The sequence below is a fragment of the Polycladidibacter stylochi genome (assembly GCF_001562055.1).
Taxonomy (GTDB): domain Bacteria; phylum Pseudomonadota; class Alphaproteobacteria; order Rhizobiales; family Stappiaceae; genus Pseudovibrio; species Pseudovibrio stylochi.
The window spans coordinates 91,198-113,861 of the sequence record NZ_LLWE01000042.1; the positions used below are offsets into that span (position 1 = coordinate 91,198).

Annotated in this window: 19 protein-coding genes; 11 read left to right on the forward strand and 8 right to left on the reverse strand. The window is 47.6% G+C overall.

Features of this window, described 5'->3' with window-relative positions; all coding sequences use genetic code 11:
* Positions 1-206: 206 nt before the first annotated feature.
* The 10 genes from AYK67_RS16245 to AYK67_RS16290 all read left to right on the forward strand — a co-directional run bounded on the left by AYK67_RS16245 (position 207) and on the right by AYK67_RS16290 (position 14,589).
* Entirely contained in the window at positions 207-1,349 is a 1,143-nt protein-coding gene (locus AYK67_RS16245; RefSeq protein WP_068089343.1) for an efflux RND transporter periplasmic adaptor subunit, read from the forward strand.
* Positions 1,346-4,528, forward strand: a complete 3,183-nt coding sequence (locus AYK67_RS16250) for an efflux RND transporter permease subunit (RefSeq protein WP_068089346.1) — start codon at positions 1,346-1,348, stop codon at positions 4,526-4,528. Before AYK67_RS16245 ends, AYK67_RS16250 begins: the two co-directional genes overlap by 4 nt.
* Before the next feature lie 301 nt (positions 4,529-4,829).
* Complete coding sequence (locus AYK67_RS16255; protein ID WP_082735899.1) at positions 4,830-7,190, forward strand: sensor histidine kinase NtrY-like; 2,361 nt, start codon at positions 4,830-4,832, stop codon at positions 7,188-7,190.
* Positions 7,191-7,254: 64 nt separating this feature from the next.
* The gene (gene ntrX, locus AYK67_RS16260) at positions 7,255-8,622 is read left to right on the forward strand and encodes a nitrogen assimilation response regulator NtrX (protein ID WP_068089349.1); all 1,368 of its coding nucleotides are present in this window, start codon (positions 7,255-7,257) and stop codon (positions 8,620-8,622) included.
* Between the two features lie 332 nt (positions 8,623-8,954).
* A complete protein-coding gene (gene trkA / locus AYK67_RS16265) occupies positions 8,955-10,331 on the forward strand; it encodes a Trk system potassium transporter TrkA (RefSeq protein WP_068089354.1) in 1,377 nt (458 codons plus the stop codon).
* A gap of 145 nt (positions 10,332-10,476) precedes the next feature.
* The gene (locus AYK67_RS16270) at positions 10,477-11,340 is read left to right on the forward strand and encodes a D-amino-acid transaminase (RefSeq protein WP_068089357.1); all 864 of its coding nucleotides are present in this window, start codon (positions 10,477-10,479) and stop codon (positions 11,338-11,340) included.
* Positions 11,341-11,514: 174 nt separating this feature from the next.
* A complete protein-coding gene (gene hfq / locus AYK67_RS16275; RefSeq protein WP_068089360.1) occupies positions 11,515-11,772 on the forward strand; it encodes an RNA chaperone Hfq in 258 nt (85 codons plus the stop codon).
* The gene (gene hflX, locus AYK67_RS16280; protein WP_068089363.1) at positions 11,772-13,247 is read left to right on the forward strand and encodes a GTPase HflX; all 1,476 of its coding nucleotides are present in this window, start codon (positions 11,772-11,774) and stop codon (positions 13,245-13,247) included. The genes hfq and hflX overlap by 1 nt, the downstream gene beginning before the upstream one ends.
* 337 nt (positions 13,248-13,584) lie before the next feature.
* On the forward strand, positions 13,585-13,965 hold the full coding sequence (locus AYK67_RS16285) for a VOC family protein (RefSeq protein ID WP_068089366.1): 381 nt from the start codon (positions 13,585-13,587) through the stop codon (positions 13,963-13,965).
* Positions 13,966-14,244: 279 nt separating this feature from the next.
* Entirely contained in the window at positions 14,245-14,589 is a 345-nt protein-coding gene (locus AYK67_RS16290; RefSeq protein WP_156453202.1) for a gamma-glutamylcyclotransferase family protein, read from the forward strand.
* Positions 14,590-14,598: 9 nt separating this feature from the next.
* Here the strand turns inward: AYK67_RS16290 and AYK67_RS16295 are convergent, their stop codons facing one another.
* The gene (locus tag AYK67_RS16295; protein ID WP_068089631.1) at positions 14,599-14,967 is read right to left on the reverse strand and encodes a YbaN family protein; all 369 of its coding nucleotides are present in this window, start codon (positions 14,965-14,967) and stop codon (positions 14,599-14,601) included.
* Between the two features lie 256 nt (positions 14,968-15,223).
* Between AYK67_RS16295 and AYK67_RS16300 the strand changes: the two genes are divergently transcribed.
* Positions 15,224-15,910: a DUF502 domain-containing protein gene (locus AYK67_RS16300; protein WP_156453206.1), complete on the forward strand. Its 687-nt coding sequence runs from the start codon at positions 15,224-15,226 to the stop codon at positions 15,908-15,910.
* Between the two features lie 20 nt (positions 15,911-15,930).
* On the opposite strand, the gene AYK67_RS16305 is transcribed toward AYK67_RS16300, so the two are convergent.
* The 7 genes from AYK67_RS16305 to rpsR form a co-directional block, all read right to left on the reverse strand.
* Positions 15,931-16,785, reverse strand: coding sequence for an ATP-binding cassette domain-containing protein (locus tag AYK67_RS16305; protein ID WP_068089374.1), 855 nt, complete (start codon positions 16,783-16,785; stop codon positions 15,931-15,933).
* The gene (locus AYK67_RS16310) at positions 16,782-17,651 is read right to left on the reverse strand and encodes an ABC transporter ATP-binding protein (protein WP_068089377.1); all 870 of its coding nucleotides are present in this window, start codon (positions 17,649-17,651) and stop codon (positions 16,782-16,784) included. The genes AYK67_RS16305 and AYK67_RS16310 overlap by 4 nt, the downstream gene beginning before the upstream one ends.
* 8 nt (positions 17,652-17,659) lie before the next feature.
* A complete protein-coding gene (locus tag AYK67_RS16315) occupies positions 17,660-18,613 on the reverse strand; it encodes an ABC transporter permease subunit (RefSeq protein ID WP_082735889.1) in 954 nt (317 codons plus the stop codon).
* A 9-nt stretch (positions 18,614-18,622) separates the two neighbouring features.
* Complete coding sequence (oppB, locus tag AYK67_RS16320; protein WP_068089380.1) at positions 18,623-19,546, reverse strand: oligopeptide ABC transporter permease OppB; 924 nt, start codon at positions 19,544-19,546, stop codon at positions 18,623-18,625.
* Between the two features lie 68 nt (positions 19,547-19,614).
* Positions 19,615-21,243: a peptide ABC transporter substrate-binding protein gene (locus AYK67_RS16325; protein ID WP_068089383.1), complete on the reverse strand. Its 1,629-nt coding sequence runs from the start codon at positions 21,241-21,243 to the stop codon at positions 19,615-19,617.
* A 430-nt stretch (positions 21,244-21,673) separates the two neighbouring features.
* On the reverse strand, positions 21,674-22,270 hold the full coding sequence (gene rplI / locus AYK67_RS16330; protein ID WP_068089385.1) for a 50S ribosomal protein L9: 597 nt from the start codon (positions 22,268-22,270) through the stop codon (positions 21,674-21,676).
* A gap of 146 nt (positions 22,271-22,416) precedes the next feature.
* The gene (gene rpsR, locus AYK67_RS16335; RefSeq protein WP_068089389.1) at positions 22,417-22,659 is read right to left on the reverse strand and encodes a 30S ribosomal protein S18; all 243 of its coding nucleotides are present in this window, start codon (positions 22,657-22,659) and stop codon (positions 22,417-22,419) included.
* Positions 22,660-22,664 lie beyond the last annotated feature (5 nt).

Below are 22,664 nucleotides of genomic sequence, written 5' to 3' on the forward strand. Positions count from 1 at the left end.
ATGAAATTGTAGGTTATTGCGAAAATTCCAATTTATTTTTCAATGTTGATAATTGCTATTGCATGAAAATTATTGAAAAACAGTAATTATTGATCGAAAAGTGAAATTTTTGTGTTATGGTTCGCGCATGACGCGAGTCTTCTGCACGTCATGGCTGTGGTTATTTATGGCTCGTCTCCCCCACATTTAATGCCTAGGAAATTTCGATGAAAAAATGGAAGCAGCTTCTTGGCGCTATAATCCTCTTTATTCTTTGCATTGTTGTTGTTCTGGTTTGGCAGCCTGAAGAAAAAGTCGTTGAGGAAAAAGAAGCCGTTATTCACCCGGTGGTAAGTGTATTTCAAGCACCGATTTCTAAACACAAGGGGCAGCTTAATGTGTTTACGCAGGTGCAACCCCGCTGGTCCATCAGCGTAAAGGCCGAGGTTGGCGCTAAGGTCGTTGCCATTTCTCCAAGTGCTCTGGAAGGGGAGCGGGTTCAAAAAGGTCAAAACCTGCTGACTTTGGCAAACGAAGCATATTCAGCGCGGTTGTCAGAGGCCAAATCGGCCCTTGCTGCAGCACAGTTTCGCTTGAAGAAGAAAGAAAACAAAAACTCTTTGGCCGTTAAAAACTGGCGTGCGGTTCACCCGAAAGAAAAAGCGCCGGAAATGGCAGTGCACTTGCCCGAATTACAAATGGGGCGTGAAGAAGTGATCGCCGCTAAGGCAAAAGTTAAAGAAGCGCAATACAATTTCGATGCAACCACAATAACAGCGCCATTTACCGGTTTTATCACCAGCCGAAATGTGGGTTTAGGGCAAAACGTAACGACAGGTGATACGCTCTTCACCCTCGTTGGCAACGAAGTTTTGGATTTACGCGCTTCTTTAGATGCGACCCAATGGCGATTACTCGAAAAAAACTGGGGAACGTCGCGTGCAACGATTATTGATGAATTTGGCCACAAGGCAGGCACTGCATTGTTAAAACGGGGTGGTGGCTATGTTGAAAAAGAAACGCAAAGCTATCGTATTTTCCTCGAAGTAGCTAGCGATGAATCTCGTGGGGTCTTGCCTGGGCAGTTCGTCAAACTTGTTTTACCAACTGCACCGGTTGAAAACAGTATTCGTGTCCCTGAAACCGCGCTGACACAAGATGGCAATATCTGGATACTCGATCAGGAAAACAAATTGCGCCGCCGCAAAGCGCAAATCCTGATACGCGAAGATGGCTATATAATGCTGGATGCACCAGTGAATAATAACCAGCAAAAGAGTGCGCGGGTATTGCTACACCCCTTATCGACATTCATATCCGGTCAAGTGGTTGAACCTAAATACGTGAATGAACAGGAAGCCTCAAAATGAAAGCTCTTGTACATTGGTTCTTAAAAAACCCGGTTGCGGCCAACCTGTTAATGGCACTTATCATCTTCTTGGGGGTAAGTTCGGTTCTTTCAATTCGCATCGAAGGTTTTCCGAAAATACCTGCGGATACGGTGACAATTATAACCAGCTATCCCAGTGCTCATCTTGAGCAGGTTGATGAACAAATAACGCAAAAAATTCTTTTGGCTGTTGAAAGCTTGAATGGTGTCAAGCAGGTTACTGCCAACAGTTCAGCAGGTGTCTCAAGTGTTTCCATACAAAAAAATCCGGGTTACTCCCTGCAAAAGCTATTGGACCGCGTGCGCCTGAAAGTAGATGGTATTGGCGATTTGCCATCTGCAGCGCTGAAACCGGTTATCGAAACTTCCGACTTTAATATGCCGGCACTTTATATTCAGGTGTTTGGTGATACCGATTTACAATCCCTACAGCGCATATCGAAAGAGCTGAGACAGCGTCTTTTGGATTCTCCCTATATCTCTAAAGTCAATAAGTGGGGTATTCAAACAGTTGAAATAGCAATTGAAATCAAACCGGAAGTGCTCAAGCGCTACAATTTGACAATTGCAGAAGTTGTTTCACGTATTTCGCAACAATCCCTGTACTTTCAAGGGGGGAGTATCCGCAGGAATGGTGAAACAATTAGCTTGTTGGCCGACCAGCGGGCCAATAGTGTTGAAGAATTCAGAGCCCTGCCGATAATAACTTATGCCGATGGGCGCACTCTAAGGCTTGGCGATCTTGCCAATATCCAAGAGGGTTATGAGGAAAAAGAAATAGAAACCCATTTTAACAGCGAACCCTCCGTGGGGATGGATGTTAAAATTGGCCAAAAGGACAATTTGCTGCGGGTTTCGGAAGCGGCTGAAGAAATCATCGAGCAATATCAAGCGCAACTACCAGAGGGCGTAACCATAAAAATATGGGGCAACTCAGCTGAGTATATTGCTGATCGTTTGAAGATGCTCAGCACCAGTGCGCTTTTGGGCTTATCGCTGGTGGTAATCATACTGGCGCTTTTCTTGGATATAAAACTGGCTTTTTGGGTTGCTATGGGCATTCCGGTTGCAACGGCAGGTGCACTGGCCGCAGCAACCACCAGTTATCTTGATTACTCACTCAATGACATCACAACCTTTGGCTTTATAATCGTGCTGGGAATATTGGTCGATGATGCGGTCGTAGTGGGGGAAAGCGTTTACGAGCAGCGTAAGAAAATAAAAAATCCGCTTCTGGCAACCGAAGCCGGTGTGCATAGAGTAGCTCTTGCCACTGTGTTTGGCGTATTAACAACAGTTGCAGCCTTTTTCCCGATGTTGCTTATCGATAGCCCCATGGGCAAAATACTGGCCAGCTTTAGCAGTGTGGTGATTTTGGCATTGTTGTTCTCGCTCGTTGAGAGCAAGTTGATATTACCTGCACACTTGGCGCACGTTTCCATGGAGAAAAAGCCCACACGCAACCCGCTGGTTCTTGGCTTTCGGGCAACGCAGGCGTTCTTTCAAAATGGCCTCAAGCGGTTTCGCCGAAAAATCTACGAAAAGGCACTCAAAAGTGCACTCAAGCACCGCTATGCTGTTTTGCTTGGTTTTATATCCATCGCAGTTCTGGTCATTGGCTTAATGGTCCGCGGCGCAATTAGAGTGGAGTTCTTCCCGGATATTCCAAGCCAGGTTCTGCAGGTCAGTTTAACTATGGACCCGCGTGCCCCGCTTGATTTAACCCGCGAGAATATTCGTAGGATTGAAGATGCAGCGCAAAAAACCAACCACCACTTTGCCGCACAAAGCGATACAAGCGAAGGACCGATAGACCACTACTTCACGATAATTGAAGGCGCGGGCTCTGCTGGGGTTTATATGGAACTTGTGCCCCTTGCAAAGAGGAAAAACATAAAAACAAAAGAGCTTATGAAGCTCTGGCAAGCCAATATTGGCCGCTTGGAAGGTGTTGAGAAAATCAACTTTACCGAAGCCCAGCAAACCGGCGGCGGCTTAAGCGTTCAGTTATTGTCAAATAACTATGCCGATCTAAAAAAGGCGAGCGTGGCTCTGGTGCAAAAGCTGACTTCTATTAAAGGCGTTTCGAATGTTCGCAATAGTTTAAAGAGCGGGAACCCCGAGTTGCGGCTTCGTTTAAAACCACTCGCGCAACATTTGGGCTTCACCCCAACAACGCTGGCAATGCAAATTGGTTATTCATTTGGCGGCAGTGAAGCACAAAAAGTAATGCGTGAAGGTAATGAGGTGCGTGTTGTGGTGCGTACCGCACGTGAAGCGCGGAACTCTTTGCAAGACCTCATGGCGTCGCAATTAAAAAGCGCGAGCGGGCAGTGGGTCTCGCTTGATCAGGTCGCCACGGTAAAAGCCAGCTATGGGCAAGGTAGCATTTCACGGCGCAACGGAAAAATAAATGTGCGTGTTTGGGCAGATATCGATCGTGACATTGTTGGTATCGAGGACGTTCATCAGCTGCTTTTTGCGGGCTATCAAGCCGGTTTTGAAAAGCAGTTTCCAGGTGTTGAAATGAAACCGTCAGGGGAAATGGAAGAGGGTATAACAGTGAAGCGCTCGTTAATTCGCGCTTTCCTCATTGTCGCATTCCTTATTTATGCCCTGTTGGCCATACCGCTTCGCTCCTACTTTAAACCCCTCATTATTATGTCAGTGGTGCCTTTTGGCTTTGTTGGTGCGGCATTGGGGCATTGGTATATGGGACTACCGTTTTCACTGCTTTCGTTTTTTGGCCTGCTGGCACTTATCGGAGTTGTGGTCAACGATTCCCTTGTCATGATGAGCCATTATGTTCAGCGCCGCGAAGACGGGATATCAGTAAAGCTGGCAGCGTTCGCTTGTGGGCGTGACCGCTTCCAAGCCATATTCCTAACCACGGCAACCACGGTAATAGGTTTGCTGCCTCTTATTAGTGCGAAGTCTGAGCAAGCAGCCTATTTGGTACCTGCAGCCGTTTCTTTGGCATTCGGGGAACTATTCGCAACCACAATTACGCTTATCTTGATACCGGTTTTGCTGCTCATATGGGCAGACTTTACCCAGTTACTGCACAAATTCAAAAGCGTATTTGTGTCTCAAAATATGCAAGAGGAAGCTACCGAAACGGGACAAGTGGTATCCAATAGAAAACAGGAGTTGGCGTAACTTGCAAATGTTTCCTGCGTGCAAGTATCCCATCCTAGATGTAGGCATCTATCCAGTTGCCTATAGCTTTTAACTTGGAAAATTTCTTAGGTGGAGGTGTAGTCAATAGTGACTATTCCTCCTTCAGAATTGGCCTAAGAAGACACTAGGATAATGGTTTTCCCCATTTTGTGTTCTATTGCCCTAGAGTATGTCGCATTATCGCAACAATGTGTGTTACTAATGCCACTTTAAAGTTTGCTTGTCTAAGCGTTGGCAGTTGGTGTGCTCTTGCTCTCATGCAAGCAGAATGTGGGTTGTAATGATATTTCAAAATAAAGCACAGTCTGAGGGGACCGAGGATAAAAAAAAGCGCCGTGGTTCGCGCGTTCTCGGGCTTGTAATTGTTCTTTTGGCGTTAGGCTCAATTGCAATTTCCTTTTTCGTGCTCATGGGTTTTTCACCGATTAAGCCAACTGAAAGCGTTATCTACACGGCACTTATTGTTAATGGCGCATTTGTTGCGATTCTCCTCCTGCTAATTCTTTGGGAGTTTTCTAAACTCCTAATGGCGCGTCGGCGCGGTAAGGCAGCTGCTCGGCTGCATGTGCAAATCGTCACCATGTTTTCGCTAGTCGCCGCTATTCCCGCCTTCGTGGTTGCGATTGCGGCAACGATTACCTTGGATCAGGGGCTGGACCGCTGGTTTGAAAAGCGCACCCGCCAGATTATCAGTAATGCCCAGTCTGTGGCTGCAGCCTATGTGCAAGAGCATGGTAATGTTCTGCGCAGTTCACTCATTGCCATGGCGCGGGATGTAAACAGCAACCGCAGTGCGTACTATTATGATCCCACACGTTTTGACCGTTTTTTTAGAACCCAGATTTTGGTTCGTGGCCTATTAGGCGCGTATATTTTGAAAAGCGACGGTTCAGTCGTCACACATGTACTGCGTAATCCGGAGGTAGAGCCGCTGCTGCCACCGGAAGTGGCAATGCGTCAGGCACAAGACGGTGCGCCTGTACTCATTGCCCCGGGGGTGTCGAACCTTGTGGGTGGGGTGATGAAGCTGACCGACTACGACAATTTGTATCTTTATGTCACCCGTTCGCTCGATGCACGTGTGGTTGAATACCAGCGCTTGGCCGAGGCGGGGGTCAGCGAATATGCGGAGCTGGAAAAGCGTCGCTTTGGTGTGCAGCTGGCATTTGCTATGGTGTATGTGGGGGTGGCCTTGGTGCTTTTGCTTTCGGCCATGTGGAGCGGTTTTGGTTTTGCCAACCAGCTGGTCAAGCCCATTCGAAACCTCATTGGAGCGGCCGATCAGGTTTCCAAAGGCAACTATTATGTAGAGGTACAGGCACGTAAATCGAGTGGTGATTTAGGGAATTTGGCACGAACTTTTAACAATATGACTGCCGAATTACGTGGCCAGCGCGATGCGTTGCTTGCAGCAAACGATCAAATCGACCGCCGTCGTCGCTTCACAGAAGCGGTCTTGGCCGGTGTATCGGCCGGTGTGATTGGCCTTGATGACGATGGCAATGTGACCTTGATCAACCGCTCCGCAAGCCATCTATTGTCCATGGCAGACGAGCAGATTTTAGATCAGAAGATTCAAGAGAGCGTGCCGCAATTGGCCGTGGCTGTCAACGAGGCTCTGGAAGGCAAGCGCGAGGCCCGCGACAAACAGGTGGCGCTTATTTCACGCGGTCGCGAACGTATTGTAAATGTTCGGGTTACCAATGAAGAGGCGGCCCGCTCCGAACACGGTTTTGTGGTGACGCTTGACGATATTACCGATCTCGTCGCAGCGCAGCGCAATACCGCATGGGCCGATGTTGCAAGACGCATTGCCCACGAAATCAAAAATCCGTTAACACCAATCCAGCTTTCAGCCGAGCGTATTCGCCGCCGTTATGGCAAACAAGTGCGTGATGACGACAGAGAGGTTTTTGACCGCTGTGTGGATACAATTATCAGGCAGGTCGGTGATATTGGTTGTATGGTCGACGAATTTTCCTCATTCGCTCGTATGCCCAAGCCCAAAATGTCCATGGGTAATTTAGTCGAAACGGTACGCGAAGCAGCCTTTTTGCGCTCAGTAACCAGCGACCATATTCGCATTAGAACGCACATGCCGCCCGAGCCTTTACAAATGCGCTTTGATGAAAGGCTGCTTGGCCAAGCCGTTGGCAATGTGATTAAAAACGCCGGCGAGGCTGTAGAGGCATATCTTGCAAAACAGCAAGGCGAGGAACAAGGCAGCATTGATGTCAAAGTTTATTGTGAACGTGCTATGGTCTTTATTGATGTGATCGATACAGGCATTGGCTTGCCAGAAGCCAACAGGCAGCGCCTTTTAGAGCCGTACATGACAACACGTGAAAAGGGCACCGGGCTTGGTTTGGCCATTGTGCGCAAAATCATGGAGGATCACGGCGGAACCATCGAGCTGATGGATGCACCGGATGTGGCGCAAGGGGGACACGGTGCCATGGTACGCTTAACACTGCTGGATACGAGGGATGGCACAACTGAAAAGCAAAACCCACAGGATTTGCCAGTTGAAGCCGGTGCCAAAACAAGAGAAGCAGAAGGCAAGAGTAAAGAACAAATGACGGGTGAAGACACATTTGATGGTGGACAGGGTACAGATCAAGAAGGCTCTTCACCTGCGTGAGCGCTATTTGCAAGCGGCATGGAAATAACAAGATTTAAACAAACAGGTTTGGTGGGATTTAACTGTGGCAAGCGATATTCTTATTGTTGATGACGAAGCCGATATTCGTGAACTAATCGCCGGTATTCTTGAAGACGAAGGCTACACAACACGCACAGCAGCCGATAGCGATAGTGCCTTGGCAGCCGTAACCGCGCGTCGACCCTCGCTTATTGTACTGGATATTTGGCTTCAGGGTAGTCGGCTGGATGGACTTGAGCTATTGGAGGTTTTGCGAGAGCAAAATCCGGATGTACCAGTGGTGATTATTTCTGGACATGGCAATATCGAAACAGCGGTGGCTGCCATAAAAAAGGGTGCCTATGAATATATCGAAAAGCCCTTTAAATCCGATAAGTTAATACTGGTTGTTGAGAGGGCACTTGAATCATCTTCTCTAAAAAGAGAGCTTAAAGATTTAAAGCAGCGTGCTGGCGATACGGCCAAGCTTATCGGCAGTTCCAGTGCGATGAATCATTTGCGTCAAGCCTTAGAGCGTATATCGCTAACCAATAGCCGGGTGATGATAACCGGACCGTCGGGTTCTGGTAAGGAGTTGGTGGCGCGTACCATCCACGAGGCATCTTCAAGGGCAAAAGCCCCCTTTATTGTGCTTAGCGCGGCCACAATAACACCAGAGCGCATGGAAGAGGCTTTGTTCGGTGTTGAGGAAACCCCGCAAAGTGCGCGCAAAATAGGCGCACTGGAAGAAGCGCATAGCGGCACGCTTTATTTGGATGAAATTGCCGATATGCCAATGGAAACACAAAACAAAATCCTGCGGGTTTTGGTGGACCAGACTTTCTCGCGTGTTGGTGGCGGCACAAAAGTATCTGTGGATGTGCGTATTCTATCTTCAAGTTCACGCAATTTGGAGCTTGAGGTTATGGATGGCCGACTGCGCGAGGATTTATATCACCGCTTGAGTGTGGTTCCCATTCGTGTCCCAGCGCTTGAGGAGCGGCGCGAAGATATCCCCCAGCTTATTCACTTCTTTATGCAGCAAATTTCCCATGCCACAGGCCTGCCCATGCGCCGCATTGGCGAAGATGCGATGGCGGTTTTACAAACACATGATTGGCCGGGCAATATTCGCCAGTTGCGCAACAACGTGGAACGCCTGATGATCTTGACCAGGGCAGACACGCAGGCTGTCATCACTGCAGATCTACTCCCCAACGAAGTGGCGTCTGTTGTGCCAAATATGCCGGGAAACCACGGTGGAGAAGAGTTGATGTCGCTGCCGTTGCGTGATGCGCGCGAGCAATTCGAACGCGAATACTTACAAGCGCAGGTGAAGCGTTTCGGGGGTAACATATCGCGAACAGCCGAATTTGTCGGTATGGAACGCTCAGCGCTACACCGCAAACTTAAAACCCTTGGTTTAAGCTAGTGCCAAAATCGGGCTATAAAAGCTGCCAGGTAATCAGCGGGTAACTAAGTATTTGCGCTGAGACTAAGTACTTTTGCAAGGATTGCACCATAACTTGAACATTGCCAGAGTTTGCAGTGTAACTTTTGAAAAGTGGGTACTGGCTTTAGGTGAAACCACGTAAAATGATGAAACAGTTTGATTGCTTCAACCGAATATCAAACTGTTTGCATATCATGCGTCACTATCAAAAGCCTTGTTTTCTTACGGTGCTTTTTCTTATAAGCAAAAGCGCATACGCTCTAGTGCTGGCTACATACTGTCATCATTGGGAACAATAAAGGAATTTGCCTATGAAGGTCGTTATTTGTGGTGCAGGTCAGGTTGGTTATGGCATTGCCGAAAAGCTGGCTGCAGAACAAAACGATGTTTCTGTGATTGATACATCTCCACAATTAATCAATGCAATTCGAGATACCTTGGATGTACGTGGTTTTGTGGGGCATGGCGCACACCCCAATATGCTGGAACAAGCTGGTGCCGATCAGGCCGATATGATTATTGCCGTTACCTTGTACGACGAAGTCAATATGGTCGCCTGTCAGGTCGCGCATTCCATGTTTAATGTGCCTACCAAAGTTGCGCGGGTCAGGGCGCAAAGTTATCTGTCCTCGAAAACGCAAAACCTGTTTACCCGCGAGCACTTGCCCATTGATGTTATTATTTCGCCGGAATTGGAAGTTGGCGAAATGATCCTGCGCCGCCTTGCACTGCCTGGGGCAATGGAAACAGTGCGTTTTGCCGACGATGAAGTTGTTGTTGTCGGGATTGATTGTAATGCAGACTGCCCAGTGCTTGAAACACCTTTACGCCAATTGACAGAGCTGTTTCCCGATCTTTCGGCTATAGTGGTCGGCATTCAGCGCAATGGTGAGATATTCGTACCGCGCTCAAACGATGAAATGCATGAAGGTGATTTGGTTTACGTTTGTGCCAAGCGCGGGCAAGTAAAACGAACGCTCGGTATTTTTGGGCACGAAGAACCCGAAGCCAAACGTGTGATTATTGCAGGTGGCGGCAATATCGGCTCCTATGTGGCGCGCCAGCTTGAAGAGCGCCACAGCAAAAGCAAAGTAAAGATTATCGAACTATCCAGGGATCGTGCGGTTAAAATTGCCGATGATCTCAAGCGAACGGTCGTGTTACATGGTAGTGCGCTCGATCAGGTTATGTTGCAAGAAGCCGATGTCCAAGATGCCGATACAATCGTTGCCTTAACCAATGAGGATGAGGTCAATATTCTTTCTTGTGTCATGGCCAAGAAGCTGGGGTGCGAGCGGAATCTAACGTTGCTCAACAACTCAAGTTATCCGGCATTTGCAAGGGCTTTGGGTATTGATACCTTTGTTAACCCGCGTCAGGTGACGGTTTCAAAAATACTGCAACATGTCAGACGCGGCCGTATTCGTCAGGTTCATGCACTCCAAAATGGTGCGGCGGAAATTATCGAGGCCGAAGCTCTGGAAACATCTCCCTTGGTGGGTAAGCCGTTAAAAGAGGTAGAACTGTCTGGCGGTATTCGTATCGGGGCTATTTACCGACGCGGCGAAGTCATAAAACCGACAGGTGAAGACAGTATCCAGGCAAATGACCGAGTGGTCATCTTTGCAACAGCGGAAAATGTGCGTTTGGTGGAACAAATGTTCCGGGTGTCATTGGAGTTCTTCTAAAAGGGTGCTGCAAAGCACTCTTTTACCGTAAACAAGTAGCTACACGATTACGCAGTCTACTCAGCTCGTGTTGCAAAGGGTAATCCTCTATAACCGACCATATGATTGGCGTAGCTTATACTGTCAAAACTATAGGAAATAGGTCATGAGCCGAATTGCTTATGTAAACGGGCGCTACTTGCCCCATAAAAATGCAAGTGTTCATATTGAAGATCGTGGCTACCAGTTTGCCGATGGCATCTACGAAGTTTGTGAAATCCACAACAGTCAGATCATCGATATGGGGCCGCACTTGGACCGGTTGGACCGCTCTTTGCGTGAGCTGCGCATCAACGCACCAATGCAGCGTGCGGCGCTAATACGTATTCTTAAAGAGGTGATAACACTCAACAGGGTCACCAATGGGCTGGTTTATATCCAAATAACACGCGGCGTTGCCCCACGTGATCATTACTTCCCGAAATCGACAACTCCAAGCAGTTTGGTGGTGACAGCAAAACATGTGAACCGCAAGAAATGGCTTGAAAAAGGTGAGCAGGGCATAAAGGTCATCACAACCCCTGAGAATCGGTGGGAGCGGGTCGATATCAAGAGTGTTAGCCTTCTGCCTAATGTGCTTGCAAAGCAAAAGGCTAAGGAAGCAGGGGCGAATGAGGCCTGGTTTGTGGATAAAGACGGCTTTGTAACTGAAGGTGGCTCAACGAATGCGTGGATCGTTCTTAACGATGGTAGGTTGGTAACACGGCCAGCGGAAGCAGGGATTTTACGCGGCATTACACGTGCAGGTGTCATGAAGCTGGCTGCGAAAAAGGCGATTACCGTTGAAGAACGGCCATTTACAGTGGATGAGGCGAAACATGCAAGAGAAGCATTTTGCAGCTCTGCCAGTGGCTTGGTTATGCCCGTAACACATATTGACGACACAATAATTGGAGCCGGAGCTCCAGGAGAACTGACACAGGAGTTGAGAAAAACGTTTCATGAAGCTTCAGAACTGACTAAACTATAGGTTGCCTGCTTGATATTGAAGACAGGCGCATATTAATTGGATACATTGTGGTGCTAAAACGTGCATCATGCCTTTGCAGCAACTTGTGTTTGTGTTTGTAAGGGATGTTTTGGTAACAACAAGGAAACCGGCGGATGCCGCGGCCGCGTCCGCTAAAATAGGAAAAAAAGAGATATGGCTGACCGCGCTCAGAATCTTCAAGATACATTTTTAAATCACCTTCGTAAAAACAAAAGCCCTTTAACTATTTTTCTCATTAATGGCGTTAAGTTGCAGGGAGTGGTAACTTGGTTTGATAATTTTTGTGTATTGCTACGGCGTGACGGGCACTCACAACTGGTGTATAAGCACGCAATATCAACAATAATGCCAAGCAGCCCTGTTCAGCTGTTTGAGCCACAAGAGCAAGAAACAGAAAAAGCAGGAGGCTGATGAAGCCCCACGATAAGCATGAGACCGGCCTGAAGCAGGATGCATTGGATGCAAACCTTGAGGCCGGTGAAATTGAAGTGACCCGGGGAACCAGGTCACTCGTTATTGTCCCAGTTCTTTCAGCAGGTGCCGTCGCGCGCTTTAATGGTGGAGAGCGTGCGTTCGCTGCACAGCGATCAGATGCCGCTCGATTAGACGAGGCCGTCGGCCTTGCCGCAGCAATTGAGCTGGATATTATATCCTCCAGTCTAGTCAAAGTCAGCAACGTTAAACCCGGAACTCTGTTCGGCTCGGGTAAGGTTGAGGAAATCGCACAACGCGTTACACGCGAAGAAATCGAGTTGGTTGTTGTTGATCACGCATTAACACCGATCCAGCAGCGTAATCTGGAGCGGGACTGGAAAGCAAAAGTCATTGACCGAACAGGCCTTATTCTCGAAATTTTCGGTGAACGTGCCCATACCCGCGAAGGCCGCCTGCAAGTGGAACTGGCGCACCTGACGTGGCAAAAAAGCCGCTTGGTGCGCTCATGGACACACTTGGAGCGCCAAAGGGGCGGGCTCGGGTTCGTTGGTGGACCGGGTGAAACCCAAATCGAGGCTGACCGCCGGATCATTCAAGACCGTATCAGCCGCGTAAAAGGCATGCTCTCCCAAGTTCAGCGTACGCGCGAGCTCCATCGTAAACAGCGGCGCAAAGTGCCTCATCCGGTTATTGCCTTTGTCGGTTATACCAATGCGGGTAAATCCAGCTTATTTAACAAGCTCACCAACTCGGAAGTTTTTGCCAAGGACTTGCTGTTTGCGACGCTAGACCCGACATTGCGCCGGCTAAAACTCCCGCATGGCCGTGAGGTCATTCTCTCCGATACCGTTGGCTTTGTTTCGGATTTGCCGCACAATCTTGTTGCTGCCTTTAGGGCGACACTAGAAGAAGTCGTCAACGCGGACATTATTTTCCACGTTCGCGATATTTCTCACGAGGATACCAAAGCCCAAGCGGCAGATGTGGACGAGACACTCGCTTTACTTGGTCTCAAAGTATCGGAGACTGACCGGGTTATCGAAGTTTGGAATAAAATTGACAAGCTAGACGATGATTACCGGCTGCAGTTACTGGCACAAAATCAAGATCAGGAAGGGCCTATTTCTCTCTCGGCCATAAGCGGTGAGGGGGTCGATAGGCTACTTAACCGTCTTGAGGGGCGGCTTGCAGAAAAGCTCGATCAAGTGGTAATTAATCTGCCGCTAAGTGCGGGAGCCGATTTGGCTTGGCTCTATCAGCATTGCGAGATTTTATCGCGCAGCGATAAAGAGGATTGCATCCAACTTGAAGTGCGCGTGCCAGATAATCAGCGAGAGCCGGTTCGACGCCGGTTTAGCAAGTTCTTTGAGCAAGGTACAAACCTCAGTGCTCCGGTGAAGCACCCCAAGGATGAAGAAAACTCTACAATTGGTGGTTACACGCCAATTTAAAGGCGAGCATTTCAGAGCGTTGCCCTGTTTTACTTGAAGCAGGGCAACTCAAATTGGCACTGTCGCATAAAATCGCTATGAGCGTGTATGCGTCGAATTATTTTCAGCAAAAAAACTTCTTTTGTAAACTCTTTCAACAAAATTCCCGATCGCTTATAGCGATTAAGTCATAAATATATCACAGGCGCAATATAAACACGTTTGACAGATCATGACAGTGTTCGTGCAAGTGTGGTGCGTCGATTTTGCAACAAAATACATAGCGTCAAGAGTGTATCCGCTGTTTAAATGTTGTTTCAGCAGGTTTTACAGTACTACCAATTATTGGGAGACATGCATGTTTAATCCAAATAGTGTTATTTTATATGTTTCTAATGTCAAAGACAGCACTGATTTCTATAAAAAAATACTGGGTAAGGCACCTGTTCAAAGCTTTGAAGAGTTTTCGCTGTTTCTTCTTGAAAGAGACTTTATGTTAGGTCTTCAGGCAAAAGAAGGCATCGACCCTAAAGCGCAGGAACACTTTGGTGGCGTAGAGCTTTCATTGAGCGATGTGGACAGAAAGACCGTTGATTTACTTCATAGCCAATGGAGTGATATGGGGGTGAATATTGAGCTGCCGCCGCAAGACCTTGCGTTTGGCTATACTTTCGTTGCGAACGATCCTGACGGGCATCGTCTGCGTGTTTGCGCCACGGATACCTCTAATATTAGTTAGAGCGCATTCCCAAAAAGTGGATGCTGGTTTTCGGGTAAGAATAAGCGTCAAAAATAATAGGTTTAAGCAAACTGCTTTAATGTTGTTTTCCGCTTGCAATTCCTAAAGCGATTTCTGTGAAATTGCTCGCACGTTAAGTCGTTTCAACAAAACACAGGCTCTTAGGCATGCACTGAGCAAAGAATAATAGTTATTGCGAGTTTGCTTTTATCATATGATTTCGTTATGTCAGCAATGGTAAATTAATGCGCATATTTTCCGTTCACAAAGGCTGGCATATTGAAACGAGAACATTTGTTCGTTTACGGTTCCCTCGCACCCGATGCTTCTATGGGTAAGTTACTGGCAAGGGCAGGGGGGACTTGGCACGACGCAAAAGTCAAAGCCCGCTATCTGGACCGCGGCTGGTCAACCGGTCAGGGTTACCCGGCCATAGTTCTCGATGAAAACGCGGCCTATGTACACGGTAAGGTACTAAGTTCACACGATTTGCACCAGTTTTGGACCGAAATTGATACTTATGAGGGCGTAGAGTACCAACGGGTGCAAACACCGGTCGAGCTTGCCGATGGTCGCCAGATTATGGCTCATGTTTACGTGCTGCACCCAGATTTAGTAATATAAATATTGTTATTAATCAGGCACGTAGCCGGGTTTACTAATAATATACAAGCCAATGGCAACAAACGTGAGTGCAACGATTACCTTAACCAATAGCTGGCTATCTACACTTAATAAAAAGAATAGATAACCTACGCTCATGCCAATTATTGCTGCAATTTTTCCGTTTCGCGGTATCGCACGGTTGTTTCGCCAGGCAATGACATAGTGCCCAATGTGCGGCCGCTCCAAAATCCAGGCCTCTAGCCGTGGATTACTCTTTGCAAAACAAGCAGCAGCAATAATATAAAAGATGACAGTTGGCAAAAGGGGGAGGATAATGCCTAGTGTTCCGATACCTAAAAAAACGAGCCCTAGGAAGTTGTAGAAATGCCTTTGCAATGTTACCTCCAAGCTATGGTTACCTGCAAAAAAGCCTTGCAAAATCATATATAAACACCAATTACTATAGGAACTTGGTGATTTAATGTTCAACGGCATTATATGCAATTAATTATGAGTTTTAAACTCATAAACTATTATCAAGCTTAATACAACGCAGAGTTTAAAGCCCATGGCGGGATCTATGAATAATAAACCGGAAAATGATTTAAAGGGCACTACTCAGCTCAATGTCAAACCACAAAAACAAGGGGTTATGACAAAATTACGCAATTATTTCTTTACGGGTTTGGTCATCACAGGACCCATCGGAATTACACTTTATCTCAGTTGGTCGCTGATCCAGTTAATTGATGGCTGGATACTACCTTGGATTCCAGAAAAATATAACCCAGACACATACTTAACAGTTGAGGTTCCGGGTGTAGGACTTATCGTTGTTTTAATTGCGCTCACCCTTTTAGGTTTTTTAACCGCCAATATTGCGGGGCGTACGCTCTTAAGTATTGGTGAGTCAATCGTTGGCCGCATGCCGCTAGTGCGCAATATCTATTCAGCTTTGAAGCAGATTTTTGAAACAGTGCTACAAGAAAAAGGGCAAACCTTCACCAAGGCTGGTTTGGTCGAATATCCCCGCAAAGGTCTATGGGCTATTGTATTTCTAGCCACAAACACCAAAGGAGAAGTGGCAGCGAAACTCGAACAAGACGATGAAATGGTTTCGGTGTTTTTGCCAACCACCCCAAATCCCACCTCCGGTTTTCTGCTATTTGTACCTAAAAAAGATATTATGGAGCTGGAAATGTCCGTTGAAGATGCCGCTAAACTGGTGATTTCAGCAGGCCTCGTCAGCCCCGAATACCCGAAAAAACTGGCGGGCATAAAAGAGCTGGAAGGGGAGAAAGGCCCCACGCATAAAGCGGATAGTAAAACCTCTTCATAAAGGGTAGGGCGATTTATTGGTTAAATTTGCGGCGCAGCTAAGCTACGCTGCGCCAATCGCTGCTTCTCCAAGACTGGATCAGGGATAGGAATAGCCGCAATCAACTCGCGCGTATACTTTTCTCGCGGCTCGTCAATTATTTGGCTACTCGGCCCACACTCAACCATTCTGCCATGATGCATCACCATGATGCGGTCACTCACTTGCCGCACAACGCTAATGTCATGCGCAATAAACAGCATGGATAAGCTTAGTTCTCTTTGCAGTTCCTGTAGTAAATCAAGAACTTGAGCTTGAACGGAAACATCCAGAGCAGAAACCGGCTCATCGCAAACCAAAAGCCTGGGATTGGTTATCAGAGCGCGCGCTATTCCAATTCGTTGGCATTGTCCTCCAGAAAACTCGTGGGGGTAGCGGTTGCACATATTGGCCTGTAGCCCCACACGCTCCATCAGTTTATGCACGCTCCCCTTGACCTCCTGTCGAGATAGTTTGGGAAAATGCGTCCTTAATGGCTCGCTAATGATCTGCTCTGCAGTCAAACGCGGATTAAGAGAGGCAAGCGGGTCTTGAAACACCATTTGTATGTCACGCCGCACGCGGCGCATTTGCTTAGAACTTGCCCCGACAAGGTCTTGCCCTGAAAAACAAATAGCGCCGGAATAAACGGGGACCAGCTGTAATAGGGTTCGGGCTAATGTAGACTTTCCAGAACCGGATTCTCCAACAATGCCAAGCGTTTCGCCCTCATCAAGTTCAAAAGAAATACCATCGACGGCTTTAATAACCAGCGGCCTTTGCCAGGGCAGGGTTTTAGGGCTGTGGTTCTCATAGTAAACCCGCACATCATCAAGTTTTAAAAAGGGTATTGTCATCGAGATGCCTCGCCTAATGGTGTGGGAGCCGCATCATCACGAATGGAACTCATTGTAGGAGCTGACTTTTTCGGATGCAATCGTGGCATGCTATCAAGTAAATGCTGCGTATAGGCATGTTGCGGATTGGAAAAAATCGCGGTTGTTTCACCGGCTTCCAGTATTTTACCGTGGTTCATAACCAAAGTACGCGCACAACTCCCTGCCACAAGGCCAAGGTTATGGGTAATAAGAATAATCGCCATTTTCAAATCCCGTTGCAGCTCCATCAACAGGTCCATAATGCGCGCTTGTACCGTCACATCCAGCGCCGTTGTGGGCTCGTCCGCAATCAAAAGTTGTGGCTTGCAAAGTAATGCCATGGCAATCATCACCCGCTGTCGCATACCGCCACTAAATTCGTGCGGAAAACTTTTAATGCGGTTTTTGGCATCGGGTATTTTCACGGCATCCAGCATGTCGATACAGGCTTGATGTGCCTCGCGTCCGCTGAGCTTTTTGCCCATAACAGGATGAAAACGCAGCACTTCACTCATTTGCGTACTAATACGCATATAGGGGTTGAGTGAGGTCATTGGATCTTGAAAAATCATCGCCATTTCATTAGCGCGCAGCTTGTTTAATAGTGCTTCAGAAGCACCAATAATTTCTTCACCTTGATATTTTATAGAGCCGCTAACCTCAGCATTCTTGGGCAGTAAGCCCATGGCCGCAAAACAACTTTGGCTTTTGCCAGAGCCACTTTCCCCAACAATGGCTAGGGTTTCACTCCGATCAATTGCAAAGCTCACACCATCAACAGCCCGCACAACACCCTCGGGTGTGTTATAGCGGACCTTTAAATCTTTCAGTTCAAGTAGGCTCATGGGTGCTCCTAGCGGTCTTTGGGGTCCAACGCATCGCGCAGGCCATCGCCCACAAAAAAGAAGCTGAACAGTGAAATTACGAAGAAAAACAATGGGAAGAACAATTGCCACAAGGTGCCATATTGCATGCTTGATGCTCCCTCGCTTATTAAAGCGCCCCAGCTGGTATTCGGCTCTTGCACGCCAAGCCCGAGAAACGAAATAAAGCTCTCGGTCAAAATCATATTGGGTACCAAAAGCGTGGCATAAACCACCACAATACCAAGTAAATTGGGAATGATATGGCGTAGGATAATTACAGCACTTGGCACACCGCTAGCACGTGCCGCTTCTACAAACTCCTTGTTTTTGAGTGAAAGCGTTTGCCCGCGCACAATCCGCGACATATCCAGCCAAGAAAGCAGGCCAATCCCCACAAACAGCATAATCACCGAGCGACCAAACACCACGAGAAGCAGAATGATAACAAACATGTAGGGCACAGATTGCAATATATCGACAATCCGCATCATAATGTTATCGGTGCGCCCGCCCACATAACCAGAAATTGCGCCATAAAGCGTGCCAACCACCACCGCAATTAAGGTACCCACCAATCCCACCATGAGTGAAATGCGGGTCCCTTGAACCACACGGGCATATAAATCACGGCCCAGATCATCAGTACCAAAATAGTGTCCGTTGGTCAGGGAGGGCTTGCCCAAATCGCTGACCGAGCCCATGATTTCCCAATCAATTTCCTCGTTAGACCAAGGTGTTATCATCTGGCCAACTAGCGAGAATATAAAGACCAGCAGTATCACTGCCAAACTGCAAACAGCAGCTTTATTACGCAAAAACCGCCTTCTTGCATCTGCATATAACGAGCGCCCCGCAGGCAGCTCTTGCGGTGTCCACGCGTCCTTTTCAGTGCGACGCCACCCGTTAAAAATAGAGAAGCGCTCTGCCAACGAAAATCGCATAATCGCCTCCTAATAACGAATTTTCGGGTCGATCCATGCATAGAGCAAATCGACGATGAGGTTGAAAGTAATGGTTAAACTGCCAAAGAGTATGGTAATGCCCATCATCACGGCATAATCGCGGTTAAAGGCCGAGTTCACAAAGAAATAACCAATGCCACCCGTGGCAAAATAAAAATCAATCACCACCGAGCCGGTAACCATGGCGACAAATGTAGGCCCAAGGTAAGAGAATAAAGGCATTAACGTGGGCTTTAACGCATGGCGCCAGATAATGTAGTGCGATGGTAAGCCCTTGGCTCTTGCGGTGCGGATAAAATCCATATGTAAGACTTCCAGCATGGAAGAGCGGGTGAGCCGCGCGATAGAGGCCATGTAACTGGTAGATAAGGCAATAACTGGCAGGACAATATGTTGCCACTTACCGCCATTCCAACCACCGCCGGGCAGCCATTCCAGCGCCAGTACAAACACCAGCACCAATAAAGGCCCCATTACAAAATTGGGCAGCACCTGCGCACCAATCGAAATACCAACGGCAAAATAATCCAGCCAGCTGTTATGGTTGAGCGCAGCAGCAATACCCAAGGAAACACCAATAACGACCGCCAGCACAAAAGCGATGGAACCATAGGTGAGCGTAACAGGAAATCCGGCGGCTATAATATCGTTCACACTGCGGTCCTTGTAGCGATATGAGGGACCGAAATCGAAATCAACGAGAATACCGCCAATATAGCGCAGCATTTGCTCAAACAATGGTTTATCAAGCCCATATTGAGCCTCGATATTGGCCAGAACTTCGGGCGGTAAGGGACGCTCTGAGGTAAACGGCCCACCGGGTGCCAACTGCATCATCAGGAACGAGACCACCACCAGCAAAAGCAGCGTGGGCAGCGCCACCGCCAAGCGGCGCAAAATGTAACTGAGCATGTGTTTTTCCAATTATTGAATGGTAAAAGTGGAAGGCGGGCAGCGGGTTACGCCACCCGCAAACACCGCTATTCAGCTACTTTATAAAGGTCTTTCGAGTACCAGTTTTGCTCCGCATTCTTTGTGGGCCAGTTTTTCAAGGTTGCCCGCATCATGTAATCTTCAGTGTAATGATAAATCGGGATAATCGGCATATCCTCGGCAATAATCTGCTCAATCCTTGTGTAATTTTCCTGCGGGTTATCAGCGGTTTTCGCCTCTTTAAGTAGCCTGTCAACATCGGGATTGTTGTATTTGGAATCGTTATATCCCGATTGGCTATGCATCAAATCAAGGAAGGTCGAAGCTTCGTTGTAATCACCGCACCAGCCAGCCCGGGCAATCTCGTAGTCTTGCTTGCCGCGCCGCTCAAGAAACGTTTTCCATTCCATATTGGCAAGTGTGGTTTGAACGCCAAGCTTTTGCTTCCACATCTGTGAAATAGCAATGGCAATTTTCTTATGTGATTCAGAACTATTGTAGAGCAATGACAGATTGAGGGGATTATCTTTGCCATATCCCGCTGCTACGAGTAACTCGCGTGCTTTTTCATCGCGCTCTTGCTGGCTCATTTTGCCAAAGGGAACTTCAGGTGCACTAAATCCGGCGGTAACTTCCGGTGTAAATGTAAATGCCGGGAATTGGCCAGCCTTGGTTACATTCTGGGTTATGATTTTACGATCAACAGCATACGCCAAGGCTTGCCGAACCCGCTTGTCGCGCAAGCTCTCAGGGGCGCTATCACTCAGGTTGATATTGTAATAATATGAGCAAAGCCTTGGAAACACGACGGTTTCTTCCGGATACTTTTCTTTCAATTCTGGGAACTTACCAGTCGGTACTTTAGTACGATCCAACTCGCCCGCTAAAAAACGCGTAAAAGCAGCGTTTTCATCGTTAATGACCAGAGTCACTACTTTTTCAATAAAAGTCGCGTCATTATTCCAGTATTTCTCATTCCGCACCCGCACTGAACGCTCTTGCGGGACATGTTCTGCCAGTACATAGGCACCATTGGAAACCATATTGCCCGGTTTCGTCCACTCTTTACCATGTGCTTCAATAGCCCATTGCGGGCTTGGGAATGTCGAGGCATGGATGGTCATGAGTGGGAAATAGGGCAGGGCAGTTTGCAATTTAACTTGCAGAGTATGGTCATCGATGGCCTTAACCCCAAGCTCTTTAGGGTCTTTCTCGCCCTTAACAATAGCGCCGGCATTCTCGATATTCATCAGTTCGATAAACCAGGCATAGGGGGAGGCCAGCTCTTTACTAGCCAAGCGACGCCAAGCAAATACAAAATCGTGGGCTGTGACCGGCTTACCATCAGACCAGACAGCGTCTTTTCTCAAATAAAACGTATAAGTGGTCTTGTCTGCGCTTACATCATGGGAAAGCGCCACGCCGGGAACCAGATTGCCCATCTTGTCTTGGTTGTAAAGCCCTTCAAACAAATCCCGCAAAACTTCAGCGCCGGTCACATCCTCGGCAAGTTGCGGGTCAAGCGAGGCATGTTCATCAAGAATTCTATAGGTAAAAGTTTGATCTTCAGCAAGTTTTTCGCCCGTTTCTGGGTGCGTTCCAGCTGCAAAACTCAAGGAGCAGCTTAATGAAAAAGTACAGACACTTACAAGAATTGACCTTTTTAAATAACCCATGATTTTCCCCTCAGTAACTTACATGGATACACTGCGGATAATGCCGTAAGGCATAAAAATAATTCATTTTTTTTCTTATTGATCTAAGAATACTATTTGTCTCATACAGGAACATCAATAGGAAAATTTTTCTCAAATTTTAACTGAAATAGGTAGGTAAGTCCCAGTTGCCAGGATAAATACAACAATTACAAATAGTGATGATATTGTAAGGGATTATACGACTGCACTATTGGGAAAACGAAGATTGTATATACTCTTCGTTGATATTTGAAAAAAATCAAAAAGTAATTTTAAGGCCAAGAAGCAGGCTGCTCAACAATTTATTATGATTCTAGTGGTCGTTGTTCGACAGCATATTGGGGGGAGGGGGAAAACTAAAAAAGCGGACCTCAAGGCCCGCTTCTTAACTAAGCAACAGATGAGCGAATTAAGCTTCGGATTCTTCTTCTGCTTCAACTTCTTCATCACCTTCAACAGCTTCTTCGCCGTCTTCCAGCTCTTCTTCGTCTTCTTCAAATTCGAAGGCATCGGTTTCACGAGTGGTGAGGTCTTCACCTGCTTCCTGACGTGCAGCTTCGTCTTCAGAACGCGCAACATTGATGGAAACAGTAACTTCCACTTCTGGGTGAAGGGAAATAATCACTTCGTGAATGCCAATTGTTTTGATTGGCTGACGCAGTGTCACCTGACCGCGAACGATGGAGAAGCCACCGTCGTTAACCAGCTGGGCAATGTCGCGTGAAGCAACAGAACCGTAGAGCTGGCCGGTTTCACCAGCAGCGCGAATAGCAATAAAGCTCTTGCCAGCCAGCTTTTCAGCAACGGCTTCAGCTTCTTGCTTGCGCTCAAGGTTACGAGCTTCAAGCTGAACACGTTCAGTTTCAAAGCGCTCGAGGTTTGCTTTGTTTGCGCGCAGGGCTTTGCCTTGTGGCAACAGGAAGTTACGGGCATAGCCGTCACGTACTGTTACAGTGTCACCCATTTGGCCAAGCTTGGCCACGCGCTCAAGAAGAATAACTTTCATTTTTCTCTCCAAGGAGTTGCTGTCCTGCCCTCGTGGGCAGTTAGAAGCCGCAAACGGAACTCCCGAGGGCTTCAACCGGGCTTCTCTTAACAGGGTAAGAGAAGAAAAAGGCCAGCAAGGCCGGCCTTTATAAGCTTAAATCGTGCTTACTTGATCACGAATGGCAGCAAGCCGAGGAAGCGCGCGCGCTTGATAGCTTTTGCCAGTTCACGCTGTTTCTTTGCAGAAACGGCGGTGATACGGGAAGGAACGATTTTACCGCGTTCGGAAATATAACGCTGCAAAAGACGGATGTCTTTGTAATCGATCTTTGGGGCGTTAGCACCAGAGAACGGGCAGGTTTTGCGACGACGGAAGAAAGGGCGACGTGCTGGAGAAGATTCAGCCATTTTCG

Coding starts and splice junctions, on each gene's coding strand:
- AYK67_RS16245 (WP_068089343.1), top strand. CDS start 207: ATGAAAAAATGGAAGCAGCTTCTTGGCGCTATAATCCTCTTTATTCTT.
- AYK67_RS16250 (WP_068089346.1), top strand. CDS start 1,346: ATGAAAGCTCTTGTACATTGGTTCTTAAAAAACCCGGTTGCGGCCAAC.
- AYK67_RS16255 (WP_082735899.1), top strand. CDS start 4,830: ATGATATTTCAAAATAAAGCACAGTCTGAGGGGACCGAGGATAAAAAA.
- trkA (WP_068089354.1), top strand. CDS start 8,955: ATGAAGGTCGTTATTTGTGGTGCAGGTCAGGTTGGTTATGGCATTGCC.
- AYK67_RS16270 (WP_068089357.1), top strand. CDS start 10,477: ATGAGCCGAATTGCTTATGTAAACGGGCGCTACTTGCCCCATAAAAAT.
- hfq (WP_068089360.1), top strand. CDS start 11,515: ATGGCTGACCGCGCTCAGAATCTTCAAGATACATTTTTAAATCACCTT.
- hflX (WP_068089363.1), top strand. CDS start 11,772: ATGAAGCCCCACGATAAGCATGAGACCGGCCTGAAGCAGGATGCATTG.
- AYK67_RS16285 (WP_068089366.1), top strand. CDS start 13,585: ATGTTTAATCCAAATAGTGTTATTTTATATGTTTCTAATGTCAAAGAC.
- AYK67_RS16300 (WP_156453206.1), top strand. CDS start 15,224: ATGACAAAATTACGCAATTATTTCTTTACGGGTTTGGTCATCACAGGA.
- AYK67_RS16305 (WP_068089374.1), bottom strand. CDS start 16,785: ATGACAATACCCTTTTTAAAACTTGATGATGTGCGGGTTTACTATGAG.
- AYK67_RS16310 (WP_068089377.1), bottom strand. CDS start 17,651: ATGAGCCTACTTGAACTGAAAGATTTAAAGGTCCGCTATAACACACCC.
- AYK67_RS16315 (WP_082735889.1), bottom strand. CDS start 18,613: ATGCGATTTTCGTTGGCAGAGCGCTTCTCTATTTTTAACGGGTGGCGT.
- oppB (WP_068089380.1), bottom strand. CDS start 19,546: ATGCTCAGTTACATTTTGCGCCGCTTGGCGGTGGCGCTGCCCACGCTG.
- AYK67_RS16325 (WP_068089383.1), bottom strand. CDS start 21,243: ATGGGTTATTTAAAAAGGTCAATTCTTGTAAGTGTCTGTACTTTTTCA.
- rplI (WP_068089385.1), bottom strand. CDS start 22,270: ATGAAAGTTATTCTTCTTGAGCGCGTGGCCAAGCTTGGCCAAATGGGT.
- rpsR (WP_068089389.1), bottom strand. CDS start 22,659: ATGGCTGAATCTTCTCCAGCACGTCGCCCTTTCTTCCGTCGTCGCAAA.